The sequence below is a fragment of the Sulfurospirillum sp. 1307 genome (assembly GCF_054408545.1).
Genome location: NZ_CP176011.1, coordinates 1,914,918 through 1,935,063, shown reverse-complemented (window position 1 = coordinate 1,935,063; position 20,146 = coordinate 1,914,918). Strand labels below are relative to the sequence as shown.

Genomic DNA, 20,146 nt, shown 5'->3' with positions numbered 1-20,146 from the left:
TAATTATACTAAATTAAACAAATAAAAGCCTTGAAGTAAATCAATGAAATGTTGAAAAAATATCAAGTACTATAAAAAGAAAATTAAACTTTTTGCAGTGTCAATGCTTATATCAAGTGGTTCATCTCCTATGATTTTTAGAGAATTTTTTATATGATAAAGTATTTTTGAAATTAGTATTTCAAAATTACAATTACTTTTTGAAAGCAAGGTCTCTTTTTTGTTTTTTATGTAAGCCAAATCATTGATAAGTTTGATTGAGAGCTGCTCTTTTTTTCTTAATCTTTTATCTAATTCTATTTGCCAATTATTTTGCCATGTCAAAAAAAGATAATCTCCCTCTTGGTCTCTTTTTGTTTTAATTTCCCAGTTAATTACCATCAATGAGTAGTATAACTCTTTTAATTTATCTTTGTTATAATTCAAGGTAGTAAAACGGTGATTTTTATCTATCTCATAGGCTTCATAAATGAGTTTATAAAGTCCTATTATCAAGTAATCATTGCGATTTTTTACAGGTTTTGTACTAAATGCTGTTTTTAGATAATCCATATAAGATTTTATGTATTTATCTTTATATTTAAGATAAATTTCATTTGTAGAGTTTTTAATATCTTTATTTATGTAATGAGACATTCTTTTTTCATAGTTGTTTGGATTTCTGATATCTAGCTTCTTTTTAAATTCTAAAAGTAAAGATGTTATATTTAAATAATCATGCTTTATTTGTGTAGCATTGTCGGTTTGAAAAATTTCTTGAACTCTGTTTTGAGAGTTCGCACAGCCAGTTAAAAATAGTATGAGTAGTATTGGCAATATGTATTTTTTCATGCGAGGATTATATCACAAACTATGGTATAATCACAAAAAAATTAAAGGAAATATATATGCCATTATTAGATAGTTTTACAGTAGATCACACAAAAATGCCAGCTCCTGCAGTAAGAGTTGCAAAAAAGATGCAAACTCCAAGTGGAGATACTATTAGTGTGTTTGATTTGAGATTTTGTAAGCCAAATAAAGAGATTTTATCTCAAGAGGGAATTCACACTTTAGAGCATCTTTTTGCAGGTTTTATGAGAGAGCATTTAAATGGAAATGGAGTTGAGATTATAGATATCTCTCCTATGGGATGCAGGACTGGATTTTATATGAGTTTAATTGGTTCACCGGATGAAAAAAGAGTAGCAAAAGCTTGGGAAGATTCAATGGAAGATGTTTTACATGTAAAATCTCAAGATGATATTCCTGAACTAAATGAATATCAGTGTGGAACTTACAAAATGCACTCTCTTGATGAAGCAAAAAAAATAGCTCAAAAGGTACTTGACTCCAAAGTTGGAGTTATGAGCAATGAAGAGTTAAAATTGGACTTGAGTAAAGTTTAGGAGAAATTTTTCTCCTATTTTATATCGTGGGAGTGTTTATAAAAAACAAAAGTATGTTTTTCTTCTTTGAAAAGTTTTGATTTTATATCAAAAACTTTGTTTAAATGCTCCTCTTTAACTTCATCTTTTTTTAATTGATACAAAACTTGGGTGTTTTTTAGCATTAAAAGCTCATCGGCATAGTGAAGTGCGTGTTGGATATCGTGTAAAACTATCAGAGTTACGATATTTTTTTCTTTTGTTGTTTTTTTTACTACTCTTAAAACATCTAGTTGATTTTTTGGATCAAGGTGACTTATTGGTTCATCTAAAATCAAAAGTTTAGGTTCTTGAACAAGTGCAGAAGCTAAAAAAACCTTTTGCCTTTGACCACCACTTAAATTTGCAATATTGGTAGAGAGTATGGATTGTAGCGAAAATTCGTTTATAATGTCATCTAAGATTTTTCTATCTTCTTTTTTTAGTTTATTTTTGCTAAAAGTATATCTTCCTAGTTCTAAAACTTCTAAAACGCTGATGTGTGGAACTTCGTTGAACTGGGGCATATAGGCTACTTTTTTTGAAAGCTCTTCATAGGACATATTGCTTATATCCTCGCCAAAAAGCACAACTTTACCACTATCTTTTTTGTAGATATTTGTAAGTGATTTTAAAAGAGTTGTTTTACCAGCTCCATTAGGGCCAATTAGTGCTAGCATATTTCCTGCTTTACATGTAAAGGAGATTTGATTTAAAAGCTTTTTCTTTTTCATAGTAAAATTTATATTTTCCACTACCAAGCTCATCAATTACTCCTTTTTAGCAAAAGATACAAAAAGATAGGAACACCCATAAAAGAGGTTAAAATCCCAATAGGTAAAATTATAGGAGATAAAATCATCTTAGATAAAAAATCAGCTCCTAAGAGTAATATAGCACCAATTAAAGGAGAAAGAGTTAAAACCCATCGATAAGAGTTTCCCATAACTATTTTTATGATATGTGGCGCAACAAGTCCTACAAAACCTATAATACCAAGAAAAGATACAGCAATAGCAGACAAAAGAGATGCTAAAAGTAGTGAAATTATCCTAAATCTATCTACATTTACACCTCTGCTTTTAGCACTGTCATCTCCAAAGCTTAAAGCATCCATTTTCCAGTAAGAAAATAAAAAGTATATGTAAATTGGAACAAAAACTACGCTCATTATTGTTATCTCATTCCAACTTGCTTTTCCAAGCTCTCCAAAAGTCCAAAACAGAGTTGCTGCTACTTCAATGTCATCTGCAAAGTATTGTAAAAACATTGTAAGTGCGTGAAAAAATGAGCCAAGTCCAACACCTGCTAGTATCATAGAGCTTGGGCTTAGTGTAGCAACTTTACCTAAGATTATAATAGTTCCCATACACAATAAAGTTGCAATAAATGCAGATAAACTTACGCTTAGATTTGAGCTTATGCTTTGTTCATTGCTATATGCTCCTAAAACAATAATAGCAAATGATGCACCAAATGCAGCAGCTCCAGAGATGCCAAGAGTAAAAGGTGAAGCCAAAGGATTTTTTAAAACTCCTTGCATAATTCCACCGCTAAGACCAAGTAAAAAACCTGCTAAAATTGCAGTTAATACTCTTGGAAGTCTTATTTGAAATATAATCAAATCAAAGTTTGAATCAATTTGAAAAAATTTGTAAAAGTCACTTAATTCTAAGCCATTAGAGCCTGTTAAAAGATTTATGACAGATAAAACTACTAAAGCAAGTAAAGAAACAACAATGATAAAATTTCTTTTTTTTGTCCTTTGTTTTATTGCTAAAAGTTGTGACATGCTAATAAAAACTTTTTAGTGGATATCTTGTTTTCATAAGTTTACTGGCTCCATTTTTATAAAAAGTGTTGTAAATAGTTTGCATTTTCGATTTTATGTCAATATTGTATCCTAATTTAGAAAGTATTATCCAACTATTGATGTATACATTTGATATGTTTGTATTGTAAAAATTATATGGAAGTAGCCAATATATTTGTTTGTTTTTGTATGCCTTTAAAGAGGTATAGAGTGATTTTTTCTTTTTGAAATTTTCTTTTATAATTTTTTTACCAAAAAGGTCTAAAAATATATAATCTGGATTTTTCAACACCAAAGCTTCTTCTTGAATGATAACATGGTTTGACTTTGCATTTTTAGCAAGAGGATTTTTTACTCCTAAAAGCTCAAATGATGGATAAAATTTTTCAGTACTTGTTATCCCATGAGCTCCTTTAAATCCAATTCCACCTATGTAAATATTTGCATCTTTGATATTGTATTTTTTTAATTCTTTTTCTTCATTATTCATAAAATCTACTATATTTTTTGCTCTTTTTTCTTTATGTAGTACTTTTCCTAAAAGAAGTATCGATTTTTTTATAGCTTCTATTTTATTGTCATTCCCTCCATATCCTAAGCCATAATCTAAAGAGATTGTCGGGATTTTAGTTTTTTGATTTATAATTTGTAACTGTTTTTTATCTATAAAAGATGATACAATCAAATCAGGTTTAAGCTGTATTAGCATTTCTAGGTTTGGTAATTTATTTGGGCCACCTGCACCAATTATAGGAAGAGAGTTTATCTTTTCTTTGCCAATTACACTTCTATATTCAGAAAAACCAATAGCTTTATGTTCAACTTTTTCTATACCTACTAATTTATCAATTGCATTTAGTATCGTAACAATTCTTAATGCACCTGGTCCAATAGCAACTATTTTTTTTATATCATTTGGATATTTATCTAGTTGTGTTGCAAAAAGAGATGAAAATAGTAACAAAATAGTAAATAAAAATTTCATAATATTACCTTTTGTAAAAAATTATTAAAAAATAGTATCAAAAATTGACTTATATTATCTTAAAATAAAATCTAGATTTATTCACGATTAATTCACTTTTGTATAATATAATTTTCAAAATTAACATAAGGAGATGAGATGAAAAGATTATTAGCTTTACTAATAACAGCTTTTATGATGGTAGGAGTGATGAGTTCTTCAGCACTAGCTGATGCTGCTAAAGGGCAGAAGTATTATCTTAAGTATCTAAAAAAGACTACTGGGATCAATGGTGCAAAATTTGCAGTTCAGCATACTCAAGCTGAGTGGAAAGCTCTTTTTGCAAATGGTGGAGAAAAGTTTATTGATGAGTATTCAGCAAAATATCCAAAAGCAAAAGCTTTTTTTGCTAAAGATAAATTCAAAAAGAAATATATGAAACATATTGCAGACTTTTGTATAGAGTATGCAAGTGACAGTGGAAATGTTCCATCTTGTTAATTAATTGGGGCGAGTTTAGCCCCTTCACTTCTTTTATACTCCAATTTCTTCCCAAATCCTAGTTTATTATTTGTAAATTTTAGATACTCTACGCTTAGTGTCCACAAAGTTGGATTTAGGGCTATTGCATAAGGGTAAGTTTTAAGGTATAAGGCTTTTTCTTTAGAGCTTGATTTGTTTATAACTCCTCTAAATTGTAAACCTTGGATTTTTCCTACTTCTTTAGTTTCAAGTGCGATTAGCGCACTATAATTAGGATTTATCAAAAGATTTTTTACATGTAAAGTTTTTTCATCTGAAGCAATTACAAATACAAAATTATTCTTATCAAATGCGTAAAAACAACTAGCACTCCAAGGAAGATTATCTTTACATGTAGATAGTGATAATAGATGGTGATTATTTATAAACTCAATGATGCTTTCATCTATCAACTAAGAGCCCTTTGAATAGTTTGTAAATTTGTAGAGACAAGATAGATTACTATTAGCCAAATAGCAATAATTAGGGATTGGATAAATAAGAAAGCTTTTTTATTTATTTTGTGTCTAGCAAGAAGTATTGCTAAAATTGCTCCAATAAAACCTCCAGCTATACTAAAAAAATGTAAACTAATTTCTGGAACTCTTTTTCTATCTTTTATCGAATTAAATTTGTCTATAACAAATAGAAAAAAAGTAAAAATATTAATAGATACAAAATACCAATAAATAACTGGAATTGTAGGCATAAAAGCATTTAGTCCAAAAGATAATGCCGTAAAAGTGAACATCAATAGTATTCTTAAACTATTACAACACATTTTTACCTCTTTTTTCTTAATGATATCAAAAATTAACCAAAAAAATGGTAAAATAACAGCTTTTATATAGCAAGATAAAAAGTTAATTTTTACTAGAGTTTTAACAATAAGGGAATTTATAGATGAATGAAATAGATTATTTAAAAGAGATGTTTTATCTCCAACAAAAATTAAATGATGAAACTAATGGAATCGGTTGGGAAAATGGATATACTAAAAATAACCGCATAATAAATTGGAGAAGATGCATATATATGGAAAGTGCTGAACTCATAGATAGTTTTAACTGGAAGCACTGGAAAGATATAAATAAAGAGCCAGATTGGGATAATGCTACTATTGAGATAGTTGATATTTGGCATTTTATTATGAGTTTATTACTAGAAGATTATAAGATAAACAATAGAGGTAGTATCGATAAGCTCATCAGGGATGTATCAGATGTACAGGGTTTTGAGCAATTTACCAAAGAGCCACTAGCTCATGATGGTGTTGATACTATGGAGCTTATTAATGATATAGAATCAATAATCCATATGACAACTACTATAAATGTTGATCTTTTTGATGGTTTATTAAGAGAGTATTTCTCTTTATCTTTAAAATGTGGAGTTAATCTAAAAATACTTTACAAATACTATATTGCTAAAAATGTTTTAAATGGATTTAGACAAGACCATGGCTATAAAGAAGGCACTTACAAAAAAGTTTGGGGGGATAAAGAAGATAACGAAGTAATGCTTGAAATTTTATCTAAAAAACCAATGGGTGCAAATGAATTATACAATGAACTAAAAAAAGTATATGAGGCTTCATGAGTGAAACTGTACTAGCTAAATCATTAAAAGACTTTTTCTCAGGGAGATTTTTATTTATTTCCTTAGCACCTTTTATAGTTCCGATACTTATTTTGGGTGGATTTTTTATATATGGAAGTAGTGAATTTATTGATTTATTAAATCAAGGTGCAAGCACAGGAGATTTCTCTTTCATTGATGAGAGCGTTCATCCTACTATTGCTTATTTGCTAACATTTAGTATAATCCACTGGCTAATTATGACACTCTTTGTCGTGGTTGGAACATTTGGGGTAGTTTTGATCTCTTTGATTATAGCTGTTATTACAGTGGGACTTTTAACACCTTTTATCGTTAGTAGTATTAGAAAAAGACATTATCCGCACATAAGAGAAGGAAGTGAAGATTCACTGTTTAAATCGCTTTGGAATATTTTTATAATATTTTTGAAATTTATTTTACTCTTTTTGTGTACTTTACCTTTCTTACTTTTACCATTTGTAAATTTTATGATTTTTCAAGTACCATTTTTTTATCTATTTTACCAACTTATGGTATATGATTTACTCTCAGTTGGAGTGAGTGAGGATGCAAAAAAAATAGTAGAGGAAAACAAAATTAGTTTGCTTATAATTTTACTAATATTCTTTTTTCTATCTCTTATACCAATGTTTGGTTTGTTACTACAAGTTTTCTTTGTTGTATATCTAAGCCATTTTATACTTTCAAAATCTAGGACTTTTGTAGAAAAAAGTAACCTAGTTAATTGAAATATATAATTAGTTTTTAGATTTATTGTATATTTAATACTTTTTAGGTATAATCTACAAATTTTTATTTTAGGATTATATATGCAAGAAACATATAAAATGATCCTAAGAAGTATACTGATAATCGGACTTTTTTTAAGTAGTGCCACATCATCAGTTTTTTCTTCAAAACAAGAAAAAATTTTAAGATTGGTTCACTCTGTTGCTCTACAATACCCAAATAAAAACGGTGAAACTTTTGAAAATACAGCAATGGCAATTTGTTTAAGCGAAACAAGTGCTGGGACTTTTAAAGTTGGAGATATAGGGAAAGATCCAAATATTTTTAATGCTTCTTTAGGAATCATGCAAGTAAGATTAGAAACTGCAAAATTTTTAGCAAAAAAGTTAAATTGGACAGAAATTTTAAATATGAGCGATAAAGAACTCGTAAATAAACTATTAGCAGATGATAAGTTTAATGCAACCGTAGCAGTTAGATTTTTGGTATGGCTAAATGATTATACAAATCATAACTATTTTAGAACAGTAAGCAGGTATAACGGTGGAAATTACAACCGAACATACTATTACAAAGTTATGAGAAATATGGCTTTAATAAGAAAAGAGCTGAAGTTTTAGTTATAAACTACACTTCTACTTTTAGGAGTTTCAAAAAATTCTATTTTTGAGACTCTTACATCAATTTTGCTCATTTTTTTTGCTACAATTTTCATAAGCCATGCAGAAATATTTTCGCTAGTTGGAACAAAATCAACTATGATATATCCCTCGTACATTTCAAATAGGTGTTCAGGTTTATCTTTTAGTACTTCTAGATTAGGTCGTTTGTATCCTCCTTCACATTCGATGAGGTTTTGCTTATCGGCATAATCAGGAAGTAAAGTTCCAAAAAGTGGGTCATTGATATCGATTATAAATTTGTGGTCGATAGTTTTATCTAAAAAGATTTTAAACCAGTTTAGATGGTGAAAATCAGTTACCATACCATCAACTAGTTTATCACTTTCAAGATAGACAATGAGCCTACCTTGGTGCCCATGAAGATGGCGACAAGCTAAACAGCTATCCATAGAAAATTCTACATCAAGAGTTTGCGACCATACTCTATGCCCATAGCAGAAGTCAAATTGTTTAGCAATTTCCCATTTCATTTTACACCTTATTAATTAGTTATTTAGTATTATACAAAAAAGATTTATATAGAAGGTTTAATGTTAAAAATAGTAGAGATATTTTATTCAATTCAAGGTGAAGGTTTCTTTTGTGGAACTCCATCGATTTTTGTAAGACTTCATGGTTGCAATCTTGATTGTAGTTGGTGTGATGAGCCTTTGCACAAGGGAAGTTACGAAAGTTTTTCATATGATGAAGTTATAAGTAAAATTAAAAGTTACCCTTCAAAACAAGTAGTAATAACCGGAGGTGAGCCAAGTATCAATGACATAAATGGCTTTATTGACGTTTTACATGTAAAGGGTTTTTATGTAGCAGTTGAGAGTAATGGATATAGGCTTGAAAATATAAAAAATGCCGATTGGATAACATACTCACCAAAAGATTGGAACTTTTTACATGTAGAGGGATTTAGTGAGTATAAGTTTGTAGTCAGTAAAGATGATGATATTGAAAAAATCATAAATTTAAAAACTAAAAAACCAATTTATATACAAGCTCAAAATTTTAGTGATAAAATCAATGAGGAAAATACAGATTTTTGTATTGATTTAGTTAAAAAATATCCTCACTTCAAACTTAGTGTGCAATTACATAAATTTTTAGGAGTTGATTAGTGGAAGTTAAAAAAGGTTCTGCCTTAGTAGTATTTAGTGGTGGTCAAGATAGTACAACTTGTCTTGGTTGGGCAAAAAATAGATTTGAAAGAGTTGAAACACTCACATTTGATTATGGGCAAAAACACAGGATTGAGATTTATCAAGCAAAAAAGATTGCAAAAGCTTTAGGTGTTGAGAATTTTGTTTTGAAATTTGATGCTTTTTCTCAACTTAATGATTCTGCTTTGATTGATAGTAGTTTAGACATAAGTAGTGCTCATAGAACTAAGCCAAATCTTCCTGCTTCATTTGTTCCAAATCGTAATGCTATATTTTTTACATTAGCTCATGCTTATGCTCAAAAACAAGGGATTGAAAATATAATAGTAGGGATAAATCAAACAGATTATTCAGGCTATCCTGATTGTAGAGTGAATTTTATAGAAGCTCTAGAAGTTGCTTTGAATTTAGGAAGTGAATCAAATATTAAATTTCATTATCCTCTTATTTATCTAACAAAAGGTGAAACCTTTAAAATGAGTGAAGAAGAGGGTGTTTTAGATATTGTTGTAGATGAGTCTCATACTTGTTACAATGGCGATCACAATACAAAAAATAGCTGGGGTTATGGATGTGGCGAATGCCCAGCTTGTATCTTAAGAGCTAAAGGTTGGGAAGATTATAAAAATCAGCTAAGCTGAATTGGTAAGTAAAAAGAAGCCTCAAACCTACCTGTATCATTTAGATAGTGATTTTCTTTAAAAACTGTAAAAGCTGGATTTGTAGTTGTTTCAAATCCACTTTTTGGTAACCACTCGTGATATACCCATTGGATAAATTTTAAAATATCTCCATGGATTCCTTTTATATCAAACTTTGCGCATAATATCTCTTTTAATTTAAAATGAGGTAGATTTGTATTTGATAGATTATATTTCTCTGTTGGCATAACTGAAGCTACATAAAAACTCTCATTTAGAGGCGTTACTACAGGGTTGTCGTGATATAGGGCAATTAGTTCATATTTTTTTATTTTATTTGTATATATCCATGCTTGAAGTTTTTGCCATGTTTTGAAGAGTTTTTCTCTTTGATATCCATATTGTCTTATGTAGTAAAGTGTTTTAAATTTGTAAGTAACAATTTTTGCTTCAAGATTTTGTACAGATAAATCTTTTGTAAATGGATTTGTACAGGCATCAAGTATATTTTTTGAATACTCTTTAAAGCCACCTTGCTTCCATTCTTTGGGAGTTTGATGAAATCTTTCTTTAAAAGCTCTTATAAAAGATGTTTGAGATGAATAACCACACATATTTGCAATTTGGGTTATTGTAGAAGACCTGTTTGTTAGAAGTAGGTTTGAAGCTTTGTGAAGTCTAATAGATTTTATAGTTTCGTATATATTTTTACCCATTTGCTCTTTGAAGATTTTGTGAAAATGAACTTTACTTATGTTAAAACTCATGGCTAGTTCATCTAGGTTTATATCTGTATCTATATGCTGGTATATATAGTACATCGCATCATTTACAATTTGGACATGCTTATTTTTAGTTGATTTTTTATGCATATAAATTCCTTATTTAATGTAAGTAATTATACTAAAAAAATATATAAAAATAATTAAAAATAGATAATAAATTAGATAATAATAGTGAAGAATTAAAAATCAGTATTTGATAGAATTCTCTTACAATTTAGCTTAAAAGGAAAAGCAATGAAAGATTATACATTTTTACCAATGGACGTAGATGGAGATAAAGTTACAATTTATGAGCCATACGGAAGTATGATTAGCAAAAAGTATTCATGTGAAAAATTAAGTGGAACAGCAAAATATATTTGTCTATGTATGAATAACATAGAAGACAAAAAAGCATTTCTTAAAGATATAGTAAATTCTATCAAGCAAATTCAAACAAATATGATAAGAAATGCAATCAATTCTAAGGCAATTTTCTCTTTATAAAGAAAATGATAAACACGATAAAAAGTTCACATTTCCCTAAGGTGTGAACTTTTATATAGTAATTTTTTTAATCTAACATTTTTATAGTATCTTCTTTAGTATTTATCGTACATAAAAACTCGTAATCACTTCCATAACAAGCTTCATAGTAGTGAGTAACACCAGCTGGTATATATAAAAAATCTCCAGCTTTTGTATGATACTCTTTTCCACCTACTACTACTTTTGCTTCACCACTTAATACATATTGTTGATGTTGTATCTCATTGGTATGGTTTGGCATACTTCCACCAGCTTCTATTTTGATTTTTCTCATAATAAAATCTGGATCTTCTTTTGGTGTTAAAACAGCTATTTTTGCTTTTTGTGTTTTTGGTATATCATTTTTTGGAAAATCTTCACTATTTTTACAGTACATGTAAATCCTTTTTTTTGGTTATTTTATCATAAATTGTCAAGAAATTGTAAAGAATTATATTGTTGGAATTTACAAAGTAAGAATACAATTTTATTAATAACTGACATTACGCACTAATGACATCCTGAGCAAAAGAGTAAGCGTTTTAATGTGAGGCACAAAGTTTTCGGCGTAGCCGTAGCTACGGTGGAAATTTTGTAACGAAGCAGTAGAATGCTTACTCTTTTGTCCTACGGATGACTTTTGTAGCACTTGATTACGGCGTTACATCTCATCAACATAGCTAAGGCTATGCTTCTTTGATGTGCCTTGTACTCAAATGCTACAAAAGCCACTCAGGGTGTCATTAGTGCGTAAGGTCAGTTAATAAAAAAGAGCGAGGAGAAGTTATGAAAAAGAGAATTTTATTTTTACTTGTACCATTATCTGTATTTGCATCGTCTTTTAATCCACAAATGCAAGATTATGTAGATGGTTTAAAAGTAGAAGCTAAAAAGAGTAATCCAAATTTTGTAGATTTTAGTGCAAAAAGAGGCGAGAAGATATTTACAACGAGTCATATAGGGAAAAGAGGTGAGAGCATATCTTGTACAAGTTGTCACACGGTAAATCTAAAAAACAGTGGTAAAAATGTACACACAAATAAAGTTTTAGATCCACTCTCTCCAACACAAAATCCAAAGAGATTAAGTAAAGTTAAAAATGTAAAAAAATGGTTAAGAAGAAATTTTAATGATGTATACAACAAAGAGGGAACTGCACTTCAAAAAGGTGATGTTCTTTATTATATAAATTCAAACTAAAAAAGGGGTATGTTATGAAAAGAGTTATATGTTTATTTGTGCTCATTGTGAGTATGTCGTTTGCAAGTGGTGTTAAACCAGTGGATAATGAGCTATATAAAAATGAATGTGCAAGTTGTCATTTTGCTTATCAGCCAGGGTTACTTCCAGCTCGTTCTTGGGTTAAAATTATGGGAAATTTGCAAAATCATTTTAAAACTGATGCTAGTTTGGATAAAAAAGATGTAGAAACATTAACTCAGTATTTGGTTAAAAACTCTAGTGATCATGCTATGAATTATAAAAGAAGTAGGAAAATAACTAATTCTATATCAAAAAATGAAACACCTATGAGGATAACCAAAGTAGCATATTTTGAACGAAAGCACCGTGAGTTGAGTAGAAGAATGATAGATCAAAAAGAGGTAAAAAGTATTTCTAATTGTACAGCTTGTCATAAAACAGCCGATAAAGGAGTTTATAGTGAAAGATACATCAATGTCCCAAACTATGGAAGAGTTGATGACTAAAAGTTATATTTGGCCACTAGCCAATAGGATTTCACATATTTTGTTGATAGTGTTTTTCTCACTATCTTATATACTATCTGATTTTGATAGGTTTTTAGGCTTACATGTAGCTTTTGGTTTGTCTTTGGGGGTAGTTTTTTTATTTAGAATAATTTGGGGTTTTATTGGACCTAAATATTCTAAATTTAAAGATTTTAATTTTAATATCGAAGATTTAAAAAGTTACCTATCTTCAGTATTTGTTAAAACAAAAGAGTATGCAGGTCACAATCCTGCTTCAAGTTATGCAATTGTAGCGATGATAATTCTTGCTTTTTTAACTATTGTAACAGGTGTGTTGGCATATGGTATAGAAGAAAATCGTGGAATTTTATCTTTTTTGCATAAATTAGCATATAAAGATATGGAAATTTTTAAAGATATTCACAGCCTTTTTGCAAATCTATTTTTAGGAGTTATTATCGTTCATGTTGCAGGTAGTTTAATAGATAAGTTCATTAAAAAAAGCGATGCAATTGATTCAATGATAAAGGGATATAAAAGTTTAACTACTAAAGTTGATATCAGGGTAAATATAGCTCAAAAAATATTTGGAATTATTTGGATTTTAGCTTCCTTATTTATTTTGTATTATCTTATCTTTACAAAAGATAATATTTTTATAGCAAGCTCTTATGTAAAGCAGGATTATGCTGTTTTACATAAAGATTTTGCAGATGAATGTGGTAGTTGCCATATAACTTATCCTCCTTATTTACTTCCTAAATCTTCTTGGACTCTTATGATGAAAAATTTAGACAATCACTTTGGGGATGATGCTAGTTTGGATGAGACAACGAATCAATCTATATTGGCATTTCTCATAAAAAATAGTGCTGAGAATTCAACTCACAAAAGTTCTTTAAAGATATTAAAAAGTTTAAAAGATAATAATAGTACAATAGCTATAAGAAAAACACCTTATTGGATTAAAAAACACGAAGATATAGAAAAATCAGTTTTTGAAAGTAAGCAAGTAAAAAGTAAAGCAAATTGTAAAGCTTGTCATCAAGATATACAAAATGGATTGATAGAGCATGATTTGATAAAGATACCAGAAATTAAAGGTTAAAAATGAAAATTTTATTTCTATTTTTTATATTTTTCTCAACTTTTGTTTTTGCTGATTATGATGGTAGGTCTGAGTATCATTATAGAAAAGATCTTAGTTATTTAAAACTTTCAGATACACAAAAAAAAGAGATGGAATTAATACTAAAAGAGTATCGAAATGATATAAAAGATTTTAGAAAATTAAAATACAAATTGATAGATCAAAAAGAAAAGCTTTTTTTAAAAGATATTTTAGACGAAGAAAAAATAAAAGATATAAATAATAAAATTAATGAGTATGCTACGAAAATAGAAATAAAATTTTTAAGAAAAACACACAAGTTATTAACTCAACATCAAAAAGAGAAATTTGAAAAGTATATTGAAGAATGGGAAATAGAGTGAATATATTGTTGATTGAAGATGATTTGGATATACAAGAGCTTTTAAAAGATTATTTAGAAAATTATGAGTTTAATGTAAAAGTATTTGATAAACCATTAGAAGCACTAGAGCATATGAAAGGTAATTCATATGATTTGATTGTATTAGATTTGATGTTGCCTCAAATAGATGGTTTTGATGTTTGTAAAAAAATCAGACAAACAAGTGATATACCAATCATAATCTCAAGTGCCAGAGGTAACTTGGGAGATAAAGCCTTAGCTTATGAGTATGGGGCTGATGATTATCTTGCTAAACCTTATGAACCTAAAGAGCTAATTATGAGGATAAATGCGGTTCTTAGAAGAGCAAACAATAGTATAAGTGTCAAAAAAATAGGTGAGTTTGAGATAAACGAAAGTGCGATGCAAATCAAACAAGATGGTCATGTTTTAGAATTGACAAATATAGAGTACAAAATATTTTCATTTTTATTACAAAATAAAGGTAAAATTTTATCAAGAGAAGCAATTGCAATGTATTTAGGCAATAATTCCAATTTAAAAGACAGAGCAATAGATATGCATATAAGCAATATAAGAAATAAAATATTTGATGATCCAAAATCTGCAAAATATATCAAATCTGTTTGGGGAACTGGATACAAGTTTATAGGATGACAAAATAGTATGTCAATTTTTACTAAAGTAAGCACTCTTTTTTTAATAAGCATAGTTTTAATGCTTTATCTTTCCAATACTACTGCAAAATTGACAGATGAAAAAATTGAGTTTATCCATAAAGAAAAATATATTCAAGCTTCAAGGGAACTTTTTGATTATCTCGTAAATGGTGATATTACTGGTTTAAAAAAAAGAGCAAAAGAGTTTTACTATGATGAGATTAAATTAACAAATGATTTTAGAAACAAAAGAAAAGTATATGAAAAAGATATTTCTTTTGGAAAAATCATAATATATGAAAAAGATAATGTTTATTTTTTATATATGAAATATTTTGATGATGAATTTGTATTTTACGATACCTCACAAAATGAAGAATTAAAGAAAAAAGCTTTACTTAACTATTTAATTATTGCTGATATTTTGCTTCTTGTTGTTATTTTTGCTTTTGTGATTAAAATGCTGATACCCCTAAAAAATATTGCATTAGCTATGGATAAATTTGGCTCAGGAGATTACTCTTTTAGGTTACATAAAAGTAATAGTGAAGATGAGATATCAAAAGTTACTGAGCAGTTTAACAAAATGGCAGAAAATTTAGAAACTTTAATCACATCTAGAACACAATTACTTCATGATATAAGCCATGAACTAAAAACGCCGATTTCAAAGGCTATATTATCATTAGAGTTGATTGGGGAAAGTAAGTATAAAAAAATACTAAAAAAATCAATTAGTCAAATTGATCTTTTAACAAATGAACTTTTAGATATAGAAAAATTTAATTCTAAACATTTTAGTTTAAACATACAAGTATATAGCATTGATACAATACTTTTTGAAGCACTATCTAAAATGTTGATTGATGATGAAAAAGATATAGATGTTGAGATTATTGAAGTATTTACATGTTATGCAGATTTAAATTATTTATCAATTGCTATAAAGAATTTGATAGACAATGCTATGAAATACAAAACTAATGGCAAAGTAAAGATAGTTATAGAAAAAAATTGTATAGAAGTAAAAAATCAAGGAGAAGCATTACAAAAAGAGTTAAGTTACTATCTAGAGATATTTACACAAGAAGATAAATCAAGAAATATTAAAGGACATGGACTAGGATTAAACCTCGTTAAAAGAATTTTAGATTATCATGGATTTAAATTAAAATACAGATATGAAGAAGGTTATAATATTTTTTCGATTTTAGTTTAAATATTTTACTTATTTACAAATTATTAATAAATAGTTAAAATAGTGTTTAAGACAAAGTTATATACTTTCATTACCAAGACAAAAACCTCCTTTTTGTAGATAGAACTTAAAATAGCGTCTGAGATGCCCGCTTCAGGCGCTATTTTTTTATCTATTTTCTAATTAATAAAAATTCCTATTGACAAATAATTATTAATTGGTTATAATTTTACTTATGGTTTATAAGTAATTAACCTCGCATTAACTAGGAAGTGTTATACTTTACTTATAATTATTAAACTAATAATAACTGACCTTATGTAATAGTTCAAGGTTAGTTAATAAAACAAAAGGAGCTAATATGCGTCAATATGAGAGTTATAAGTGCCCAAAATGTGGCAATGTTGTAGAGGTTCAAAATGTAGGTGGTGGAACACTAGTATGCTGTGGAGTAGAGATGGAATGCATCACTGAAAATTTAACAGCTGTGAATTTGATGAAAGCATTTGCAGGAGAATCTCAAGCAAGAAATAAGTATGAGTATTTTGCAAAAGTAGCGCAAAAAGAGGGATTAAGAGACATTGCAGAACATTTTCAAAGAGCAGCAACAAATGAAAAGCAACACGCAAAAATGGAATTAGCTCTATATAATAAAATAGTAAATAATTTAGAAAATGGTTTTGGAACTACTAAAGAAAATCTTCAAATGGCGATTGAAGGTGAGAGTTATGAAAACACTACAATGTATCCAGACTTTGAAGCAATAGCAAAAGCAGAAGGTTACAAGGATGCAGCTACTTTATTTAAAAATATTGGAAAAATTGAAGTAGAACATGAAGAAATGTACAAAGCACTTCTAAAAAGATTGGAAGATGGAGAAGTATTTGTTAGTGAAAATGGTGATGAGGCTTGGATTTGTGAAGTTTGTGGTCATATCCACTATGGTAAAAAAGCACCTAAAGCATGTCCTGTTTGTAAGCACTCACAAGAGTATTTTTCAAGATATTACGACTTTAAATAATATCAAATATAATAAGATAAGGAGAAAATCTCCTTATCTTTAGAGTTTAATTAAAACTTTTTCAAAGTCACCTGCAATTTCTTCTGAAGCTTTGGCTATATCTGTTGTTACAACATCAATCCAGTGAATAAACATACTATTTTCTCTTACATCAAGAGTAATTGTTCCTGGAGTTAATGTTATGCTATTTGCCAAAATTAATTTTTTATAATCTTCTTGTAGATTTGTTTTTATCTCTACAATTCCTGGGTTTATTGGTAATTTTGGATCAATAACTCTTTTTGCAACATCTATGTTTGATAAAATAAGATTTTTAATAAATACTATTAGGTACTGTATATAAATAATTGGTCTAAATCTAAATTCATCTGTGCTTTTATAGTTGGTTACATAAAGATAAGCAATTGTAAAAGAAACCACAAATCCAGTAACTAATTCTTGATTTGAAAAGCTAAGAGTTAATCCAATCCAAACTAAAAATAAAAATAGTGTCCAAAAAACTAATCTCATGATATGTCCTTTTTATTTACAGGCATAAAAAGAAAATTATCTCCACTTCTATCAGCATGTATACAATCTCTATCTAGTTTTAAAGAGCTTGGAGGACAAACATCAGTACACAAAGAACACCAACAGCATCTTCCATAATCAATTCTTGGGATACAACCGCTGTTATTTTTAGGGTTAATTTCGCCATCAGCTCTTACCATATCAATAGCTTCGTTCATACATACATCTTGACAATTTGCACAACCAATGCAAGTTTCTAAATCGTTTATATGAAAGCCTCTATAACCTTTTGGGAACTCCCTTTTTACCTCTGGATAAGTTATTGTTTTTGGATGTTTGAACAAAGTTCCAACTGCACTTAGCGGTGACAAAACACCTTTTACATCTACTGCCATATCTTTCTCCTTATCTTTCTATTTCTGGAGGGCAAATACCCAAAGAGTTCATTATCAGTGCAACATCTGCAAGTTCCGCTCCAACAAGTAGCTTCTCTAACAATGTATAAGCATGAACCAACGAAGGACCTCTTACTTGCATTCTTCTAATTTTTTCACTTCCATCTCCAGCCATATAAAAGCTATATGCACCTCTTGCACTTTCAGTTTGTACATATACATCATTAGCTGGTAGTTTAAATTTTCTATGTTTTGGTATTTTTTGAAGGATTTCACCTTCACTTGGCATTTGCTCTATAATTTGCCTTAATATTCTAATAGATTGATCCATTTCTTCTCTTCTAACCATTGCTCTAGCATAAACATCGCCTTCTTCTCTGGTGGGAACATCAAATTCTAGTTTATCATATATTAGATAAGGCATATCTTTTCTTACATCTCTTTTTATGCCACAAGCTCTTAGAGTTTGACCAACATAGCCATTTTTAAGAGCTTCTTCTTTATTTACAACCCCAACACCAATAGCTCTTGATTTAAAAGTTGTATTATCAAAAAATGTATTGTCATATACTTTTAATCTTTCTTCATAATAGTCTAAAAGTTTAGATAATCTATCTAAAAAGCCTTCAGGTAAATCTCTTCTTACACCACCAGGAAAAGCATACATGTGATAAACTCTACCACCAGTTAATTCTTCATAAAGATCTAGCATATAATCTCTATCACAAACTGACCATTGAGGAATTAGTCCAAGTCCAATTGAACCTGCTTGTCCACCCATCCATAAAAATTGAGCTGCAAGTCTGCTCATCTCTAAAACCATTGTTCTTATGTATTTTGCTTTTTCACTTATCTCAAGTCCAGCTAGGGTTTCTACTGCTCTTGCATAATTTTCTTCATTTGGATCAGGCTCAGGTACACAAATCCTACAAACGATAGTAAAACCTTGAACAACAGTTCTTCTTTCTACTAATTTTTCAAAACCTCTGTGAAGATAACCTACATGAGTTTGGGCTCTTTGTATAGTTTCGCCAATCAAATCAAGTTCTACACTCATATTTCCTGTAATTCCAGGATGTTGTGGCCCGTGAAATATTTTAACTGTTTTTTTAGCATCACTCATTGTTAGAATCCTCTTTGCTCTCATTTAAAGCAGCAGCTTCTGCTTCAGCTTTTAATTTAGCTGCCTTCTTTTCTTCTCTTATTCTTTTTGCTTCAGCTTTTACATCTAGATTATCATCTCTTTGATTTTTTCTAAAAGGAGCTGTTCTTTCTACATACTCTAGTGTATCAAAATCTCTTCTCATTGGAGGTATATCGTCCCAATATTCTAAAACAAAATCTATAAGTGAAGGATGACCAGGAAAATCAACGCCTAACATTTCATGCATTTCTCTTTCCATTATTTCAGCTTGTGGCCAAATTTTGTGCATAGTAGGAAGAGTTGCATTGTCTCTGTCTATAAAAGTTTGAACCATTAGTATATGGTCTCTTTTTTGTGTTTGCAAACAGTATGTTATACAAAATTTTCCATCTTCTATATCATCTCTATAATTTATTGAATCAAGTGTGATGTATTCAAACTCATTTAAAAATCTTAGAAGTGATGATTCTAAATCTTTTATATCAACAATTACTTTATAAAGATGATTGCCTTTATCTTCTACATCAATAGATGCATTTTTTAGTTTTTCAATCATGCAATTCCTCCACCACTTATGTTATACCAGTTAGTTTCGTATGCTGGTTCTATGTGACCACCCAATGCTCTTCTTTGATTTTCTTTATAAAATTCCAAATCTCTATCATATTTTTGCCAGCCTGCTTCTTCTCCATTTTTAATTCTTTCTTGAAGAAGCATAAACCCTTCAATAACAGATTCAGGCCTTGGCATACAACCATTTACATATACATCTACTGGAATAAAATCATCAAGTTTTTTAATTGTGTTATAAGAGTCCCAGTACATTCCTCCATTGATTGGACAGCTTCCAAGAGTCATTACATATCTTGGTTTTTGCATTTGTTCATAAGTCCTAATTACTCTTCTTAAAGTTTTAAATGCAAGATATCCAGATAATATAATTACATCTGCTTGTCTAGGAGTTGCAACTCCAGTAACACCCATTCTCTCAGCATCGTATCTACTTGTAAAAGTAGGAGGCATTTCTATTGCGCCACAACCTGTTCCATATGCTACTACGAAAATACTTTTGCTTCTAAACCACTTTACTGCATCTTCAATGAGTGAGTGTCCACCTTTATTTTCCATAGTACATTGAATTGCTTCATCTTTTATCTTATCTCCGTGAAATCCAGCTTTCATTATTTTCT

The 20,146-nt window shown here is 29.2% G+C and carries 29 protein-coding genes; 15 read left to right on the top strand and 14 right to left on the bottom strand.

The genetic code is table 11. The annotated features are described in order from the left end of the window. Positions 1 to 69 precede the first annotated feature (69 nt). Positions 70 to 831 (bottom strand): hypothetical protein, encoded by a 762-nt coding sequence (locus ACKGJI_RS09860; protein WP_458700121.1) that lies wholly within the window; start codon positions 829 to 831, stop codon positions 70 to 72. A gap of 56 nt (positions 832 to 887) precedes the next feature. Here ACKGJI_RS09860 and luxS point away from each other — a divergent pair, with 56 nt between their 5' ends. After that, positions 888 to 1,388 (top strand): S-ribosylhomocysteine lyase, encoded by a 501-nt coding sequence (gene luxS / locus ACKGJI_RS09855; RefSeq protein ID WP_458700120.1) that lies wholly within the window; start codon positions 888 to 890, stop codon positions 1,386 to 1,388. A 14-nt stretch (positions 1,389 to 1,402) separates the two neighbouring features. Here the strand turns inward: luxS and ACKGJI_RS09850 are convergent, their stop codons facing one another. The 3 genes from ACKGJI_RS09850 to ACKGJI_RS09840 are packed head-to-tail and all read right to left on the bottom strand — an operon-like array spanning position 1,403 to position 4,204. Next, complete coding sequence (locus ACKGJI_RS09850; RefSeq protein WP_458700119.1) at positions 1,403 to 2,173, bottom strand: ABC transporter ATP-binding protein; 771 nt, start codon at positions 2,171 to 2,173, stop codon at positions 1,403 to 1,405. Then, a complete protein-coding gene (locus tag ACKGJI_RS09845; RefSeq protein WP_458700118.1) occupies positions 2,173 to 3,198 on the bottom strand; it encodes a FecCD family ABC transporter permease in 1,026 nt (341 codons plus the stop codon). Before ACKGJI_RS09845 ends, ACKGJI_RS09850 begins: the two co-directional genes overlap by 1 nt. 1 nt (position 3,199) lies before the next feature. Next, positions 3,200 to 4,204: an ABC transporter substrate-binding protein gene (locus ACKGJI_RS09840; RefSeq protein ID WP_458700117.1), complete on the bottom strand. Its 1,005-nt coding sequence runs from the start codon at positions 4,202 to 4,204 to the stop codon at positions 3,200 to 3,202. Between the two features lie 138 nt (positions 4,205 to 4,342). Here ACKGJI_RS09840 and ACKGJI_RS09835 point away from each other — a divergent pair, with 138 nt between their 5' ends. Beyond that, positions 4,343 to 4,684 carry a hypothetical protein gene (locus ACKGJI_RS09835; RefSeq protein ID WP_458700116.1) on the top strand — a complete coding sequence of 114 codons (342 nt, stop codon included), beginning with the start codon at positions 4,343 to 4,345 and terminating at the stop codon, positions 4,682 to 4,684. On the opposite strand, the gene ACKGJI_RS09830 is transcribed toward ACKGJI_RS09835, so the two are convergent. Both ACKGJI_RS09830 and ACKGJI_RS09825 read right to left on the bottom strand, forming a co-directional pair. Next, on the bottom strand, positions 4,681 to 5,118 hold the full coding sequence (locus tag ACKGJI_RS09830) for a pyridoxamine 5'-phosphate oxidase family protein (protein WP_458700115.1): 438 nt from the start codon (positions 5,116 to 5,118) through the stop codon (positions 4,681 to 4,683). The genes ACKGJI_RS09835 and ACKGJI_RS09830 overlap by 4 nt on opposite strands. Continuing rightward, positions 5,115 to 5,486 (bottom strand): DUF1294 domain-containing protein, encoded by a 372-nt coding sequence (locus ACKGJI_RS09825; RefSeq protein ID WP_458700114.1) that lies wholly within the window; start codon positions 5,484 to 5,486, stop codon positions 5,115 to 5,117. The genes ACKGJI_RS09830 and ACKGJI_RS09825 overlap by 4 nt, the downstream gene beginning before the upstream one ends. 122 nt (positions 5,487 to 5,608) lie before the next feature. On the opposite strand from ACKGJI_RS09825, the gene dut reads away from it, so the two are divergent. The 3 genes from dut (at position 5,609) to ACKGJI_RS09810 (ending at position 7,674) form a co-directional block, all read left to right on the top strand. Then, complete coding sequence (gene dut, locus ACKGJI_RS09820; protein ID WP_458700113.1) at positions 5,609 to 6,304, top strand: dUTPase; 696 nt, start codon at positions 5,609 to 5,611, stop codon at positions 6,302 to 6,304. Continuing rightward, positions 6,301 to 7,053, top strand: a complete 753-nt coding sequence (locus ACKGJI_RS09815; RefSeq protein ID WP_458700112.1) for an EI24 domain-containing protein — start codon at positions 6,301 to 6,303, stop codon at positions 7,051 to 7,053. Before dut ends, ACKGJI_RS09815 begins: the two co-directional genes overlap by 4 nt. Positions 7,054 to 7,134: 81 nt before the next feature. Next, a complete protein-coding gene (locus tag ACKGJI_RS09810) occupies positions 7,135 to 7,674 on the top strand; it encodes a transglycosylase SLT domain-containing protein (protein WP_458700111.1) in 540 nt (179 codons plus the stop codon). Here the strand turns inward: ACKGJI_RS09810 and ACKGJI_RS09805 are convergent. Then, a complete protein-coding gene (locus ACKGJI_RS09805; protein ID WP_458700110.1) occupies positions 7,671 to 8,207 on the bottom strand; it encodes a 6-carboxytetrahydropterin synthase in 537 nt (178 codons plus the stop codon). The genes ACKGJI_RS09810 and ACKGJI_RS09805 overlap by 4 nt on opposite strands. Before the next feature lie 60 nt (positions 8,208 to 8,267). Here ACKGJI_RS09805 and ACKGJI_RS09800 point away from each other — a divergent pair, with 60 nt between their 5' ends. Further along, entirely contained in the window at positions 8,268 to 8,846 is a 579-nt protein-coding gene (locus ACKGJI_RS09800; RefSeq protein WP_458700109.1) for a 7-carboxy-7-deazaguanine synthase QueE, read from the top strand. After that, positions 8,846 to 9,529, top strand: a complete 684-nt coding sequence (queC, locus tag ACKGJI_RS09795; protein WP_458700108.1) for a 7-cyano-7-deazaguanine synthase QueC — start codon at positions 8,846 to 8,848, stop codon at positions 9,527 to 9,529. Before ACKGJI_RS09800 ends, queC begins: the two co-directional genes overlap by 1 nt. On the opposite strand, the gene ACKGJI_RS09790 is transcribed toward queC, so the two are convergent. After that, positions 9,517 to 10,401, bottom strand: coding sequence for an AraC family transcriptional regulator (locus ACKGJI_RS09790; RefSeq protein ID WP_458700107.1), 885 nt, complete (start codon positions 10,399 to 10,401; stop codon positions 9,517 to 9,519). The genes queC and ACKGJI_RS09790 overlap by 13 nt on opposite strands. Positions 10,402 to 10,548: 147 nt before the next feature. Here ACKGJI_RS09790 and ACKGJI_RS09785 point away from each other — a divergent pair, with 147 nt between their 5' ends. Continuing rightward, complete coding sequence (locus ACKGJI_RS09785; RefSeq protein ID WP_458700106.1) at positions 10,549 to 10,800, top strand: hypothetical protein; 252 nt, start codon at positions 10,549 to 10,551, stop codon at positions 10,798 to 10,800. Positions 10,801 to 10,867: 67 nt separating this feature from the next. Here ACKGJI_RS09785 and ACKGJI_RS09780 read toward each other — a convergent pair whose 3' ends face one another. Further along, positions 10,868 to 11,218, bottom strand: coding sequence for a cupin domain-containing protein (locus ACKGJI_RS09780; protein WP_458700105.1), 351 nt, complete (start codon positions 11,216 to 11,218; stop codon positions 10,868 to 10,870). Between the two features lie 389 nt (positions 11,219 to 11,607). Between ACKGJI_RS09780 and ACKGJI_RS09775 the strand changes: the two genes are divergently transcribed. The 7 genes from ACKGJI_RS09775 to ACKGJI_RS09745 all read left to right on the top strand — a co-directional run bounded on the left by ACKGJI_RS09775 (position 11,608) and on the right by ACKGJI_RS09745 (position 16,907). Beyond that, positions 11,608 to 12,021: a DUF1924 domain-containing protein gene (locus ACKGJI_RS09775; RefSeq protein WP_458700104.1), complete on the top strand. Its 414-nt coding sequence runs from the start codon at positions 11,608 to 11,610 to the stop codon at positions 12,019 to 12,021. 14 nt (positions 12,022 to 12,035) lie between these two features. Further along, positions 12,036 to 12,530, top strand: coding sequence for a diheme cytochrome c (locus ACKGJI_RS09770; protein WP_458700103.1), 495 nt, complete (start codon positions 12,036 to 12,038; stop codon positions 12,528 to 12,530). Then, a complete protein-coding gene (locus ACKGJI_RS09765; RefSeq protein ID WP_458700102.1) occupies positions 12,484 to 13,641 on the top strand; it encodes a cytochrome b/b6 domain-containing protein in 1,158 nt (385 codons plus the stop codon). The genes ACKGJI_RS09770 and ACKGJI_RS09765 overlap by 47 nt, the downstream gene beginning before the upstream one ends. A 2-nt stretch (positions 13,642 to 13,643) precedes the next feature. Further along, the gene (locus ACKGJI_RS09760; protein ID WP_458700101.1) at positions 13,644 to 14,027 is read left to right on the top strand and encodes a Spy/CpxP family protein refolding chaperone; all 384 of its coding nucleotides are present in this window, start codon (positions 13,644 to 13,646) and stop codon (positions 14,025 to 14,027) included. Further along, entirely contained in the window at positions 14,012 to 14,686 is a 675-nt protein-coding gene (locus ACKGJI_RS09755; protein ID WP_458700100.1) for a response regulator transcription factor, read from the top strand. Before ACKGJI_RS09760 ends, ACKGJI_RS09755 begins: the two co-directional genes overlap by 16 nt. Before the next feature lie 9 nt (positions 14,687 to 14,695). Further along, a complete protein-coding gene (locus ACKGJI_RS09750) occupies positions 14,696 to 15,907 on the top strand; it encodes an ArsS family sensor histidine kinase (RefSeq protein ID WP_458700099.1) in 1,212 nt (403 codons plus the stop codon). A gap of 340 nt (positions 15,908 to 16,247) precedes the next feature. Next, positions 16,248 to 16,907 (top strand): ferritin family protein, encoded by a 660-nt coding sequence (locus tag ACKGJI_RS09745; protein WP_458700097.1) that lies wholly within the window; start codon positions 16,248 to 16,250, stop codon positions 16,905 to 16,907. Between the two features lie 39 nt (positions 16,908 to 16,946). On the opposite strand, the gene ACKGJI_RS09740 is transcribed toward ACKGJI_RS09745, so the two are convergent. The 5 genes from ACKGJI_RS09740 to ACKGJI_RS09720 are packed head-to-tail and all read right to left on the bottom strand — an operon-like array spanning position 16,947 to position 20,138. Then, the gene (locus ACKGJI_RS09740; protein WP_458700096.1) at positions 16,947 to 17,417 is read right to left on the bottom strand and encodes a Na+/H+ antiporter subunit E; all 471 of its coding nucleotides are present in this window, start codon (positions 17,415 to 17,417) and stop codon (positions 16,947 to 16,949) included. After that, positions 17,414 to 17,812 carry a hypothetical protein gene (locus ACKGJI_RS09735; RefSeq protein WP_458700095.1) on the bottom strand — a complete coding sequence of 133 codons (399 nt, stop codon included), beginning with the start codon at positions 17,810 to 17,812 and terminating at the stop codon, positions 17,414 to 17,416. Before ACKGJI_RS09735 ends, ACKGJI_RS09740 begins: the two co-directional genes overlap by 4 nt. 10 nt (positions 17,813 to 17,822) lie before the next feature. Beyond that, entirely contained in the window at positions 17,823 to 18,935 is a 1,113-nt protein-coding gene (locus tag ACKGJI_RS09730) for an NADH-quinone oxidoreductase subunit D (protein WP_458700094.1), read from the bottom strand. Beyond that, positions 18,928 to 19,512 carry an NADH-quinone oxidoreductase subunit C gene (locus ACKGJI_RS09725; RefSeq protein ID WP_458700093.1) on the bottom strand — a complete coding sequence of 195 codons (585 nt, stop codon included), beginning with the start codon at positions 19,510 to 19,512 and terminating at the stop codon, positions 18,928 to 18,930. Before ACKGJI_RS09725 ends, ACKGJI_RS09730 begins: the two co-directional genes overlap by 8 nt. After that, a complete protein-coding gene (locus tag ACKGJI_RS09720; protein ID WP_458700092.1) occupies positions 19,509 to 20,138 on the bottom strand; it encodes an NADH-quinone oxidoreductase subunit B in 630 nt (209 codons plus the stop codon). Before ACKGJI_RS09720 ends, ACKGJI_RS09725 begins: the two co-directional genes overlap by 4 nt. Positions 20,139 to 20,146 lie beyond the last annotated feature (8 nt).

Excerpts from the sequence above, each read along its gene's own strand:
- ACKGJI_RS09860 (WP_458700121.1), bottom strand. The coding sequence starts at position 831 with ATGAAAAAATACATATTGCCAATACTACTCATACTATTTTTAACTGGC.
- luxS (WP_458700120.1), top strand. The coding sequence starts at position 888 with ATGCCATTATTAGATAGTTTTACAGTAGATCACACAAAAATGCCAGCT.
- ACKGJI_RS09850 (WP_458700119.1), bottom strand. The coding sequence starts at position 2,173 with ATGAGCTTGGTAGTGGAAAATATAAATTTTACTATGAAAAAGAAAAAG.
- ACKGJI_RS09845 (WP_458700118.1), bottom strand. The coding sequence starts at position 3,198 with ATGTCACAACTTTTAGCAATAAAACAAAGGACAAAAAAAAGAAATTTT.
- ACKGJI_RS09840 (WP_458700117.1), bottom strand. The coding sequence starts at position 4,204 with ATGAAATTTTTATTTACTATTTTGTTACTATTTTCATCTCTTTTTGCA.
- ACKGJI_RS09835 (WP_458700116.1), top strand. The coding sequence starts at position 4,343 with ATGAAAAGATTATTAGCTTTACTAATAACAGCTTTTATGATGGTAGGA.
- ACKGJI_RS09825 (WP_458700114.1), bottom strand. The coding sequence starts at position 5,486 with ATGTGTTGTAATAGTTTAAGAATACTATTGATGTTCACTTTTACGGCA.
- dut (WP_458700113.1), top strand. The coding sequence starts at position 5,609 with ATGAATGAAATAGATTATTTAAAAGAGATGTTTTATCTCCAACAAAAA.
- ACKGJI_RS09815 (WP_458700112.1), top strand. The coding sequence starts at position 6,301 with ATGAGTGAAACTGTACTAGCTAAATCATTAAAAGACTTTTTCTCAGGG.
- ACKGJI_RS09810 (WP_458700111.1), top strand. The coding sequence starts at position 7,135 with ATGCAAGAAACATATAAAATGATCCTAAGAAGTATACTGATAATCGGA.
- ACKGJI_RS09805 (WP_458700110.1), bottom strand. The coding sequence starts at position 8,207 with ATGAAATGGGAAATTGCTAAACAATTTGACTTCTGCTATGGGCATAGA.
- ACKGJI_RS09800 (WP_458700109.1), top strand. The coding sequence starts at position 8,268 with ATGTTAAAAATAGTAGAGATATTTTATTCAATTCAAGGTGAAGGTTTC.
- ACKGJI_RS09790 (WP_458700107.1), bottom strand. The coding sequence starts at position 10,401 with ATGCATAAAAAATCAACTAAAAATAAGCATGTCCAAATTGTAAATGAT.
- ACKGJI_RS09785 (WP_458700106.1), top strand. The coding sequence starts at position 10,549 with ATGAAAGATTATACATTTTTACCAATGGACGTAGATGGAGATAAAGTT.
- ACKGJI_RS09780 (WP_458700105.1), bottom strand. The coding sequence starts at position 11,218 with ATGTACTGTAAAAATAGTGAAGATTTTCCAAAAAATGATATACCAAAA.
- ACKGJI_RS09775 (WP_458700104.1), top strand. The coding sequence starts at position 11,608 with ATGAAAAAGAGAATTTTATTTTTACTTGTACCATTATCTGTATTTGCA.
- ACKGJI_RS09770 (WP_458700103.1), top strand. The coding sequence starts at position 12,036 with ATGAAAAGAGTTATATGTTTATTTGTGCTCATTGTGAGTATGTCGTTT.
- ACKGJI_RS09760 (WP_458700101.1), top strand. The coding sequence starts at position 13,644 with ATGAAAATTTTATTTCTATTTTTTATATTTTTCTCAACTTTTGTTTTT.
- ACKGJI_RS09755 (WP_458700100.1), top strand. The coding sequence starts at position 14,012 with ATGGGAAATAGAGTGAATATATTGTTGATTGAAGATGATTTGGATATA.
- ACKGJI_RS09750 (WP_458700099.1), top strand. The coding sequence starts at position 14,696 with ATGTCAATTTTTACTAAAGTAAGCACTCTTTTTTTAATAAGCATAGTT.
- ACKGJI_RS09745 (WP_458700097.1), top strand. The coding sequence starts at position 16,248 with ATGCGTCAATATGAGAGTTATAAGTGCCCAAAATGTGGCAATGTTGTA.
- ACKGJI_RS09740 (WP_458700096.1), bottom strand. The coding sequence starts at position 17,417 with ATGAGATTAGTTTTTTGGACACTATTTTTATTTTTAGTTTGGATTGGA.
- ACKGJI_RS09735 (WP_458700095.1), bottom strand. The coding sequence starts at position 17,812 with ATGGCAGTAGATGTAAAAGGTGTTTTGTCACCGCTAAGTGCAGTTGGA.
- ACKGJI_RS09730 (WP_458700094.1), bottom strand. The coding sequence starts at position 18,935 with ATGAGTGATGCTAAAAAAACAGTTAAAATATTTCACGGGCCACAACAT.
- ACKGJI_RS09725 (WP_458700093.1), bottom strand. The coding sequence starts at position 19,512 with ATGATTGAAAAACTAAAAAATGCATCTATTGATGTAGAAGATAAAGGC.
- ACKGJI_RS09720 (WP_458700092.1), bottom strand. The coding sequence starts at position 20,138 with ATGAAAGCTGGATTTCACGGAGATAAGATAAAAGATGAAGCAATTCAA.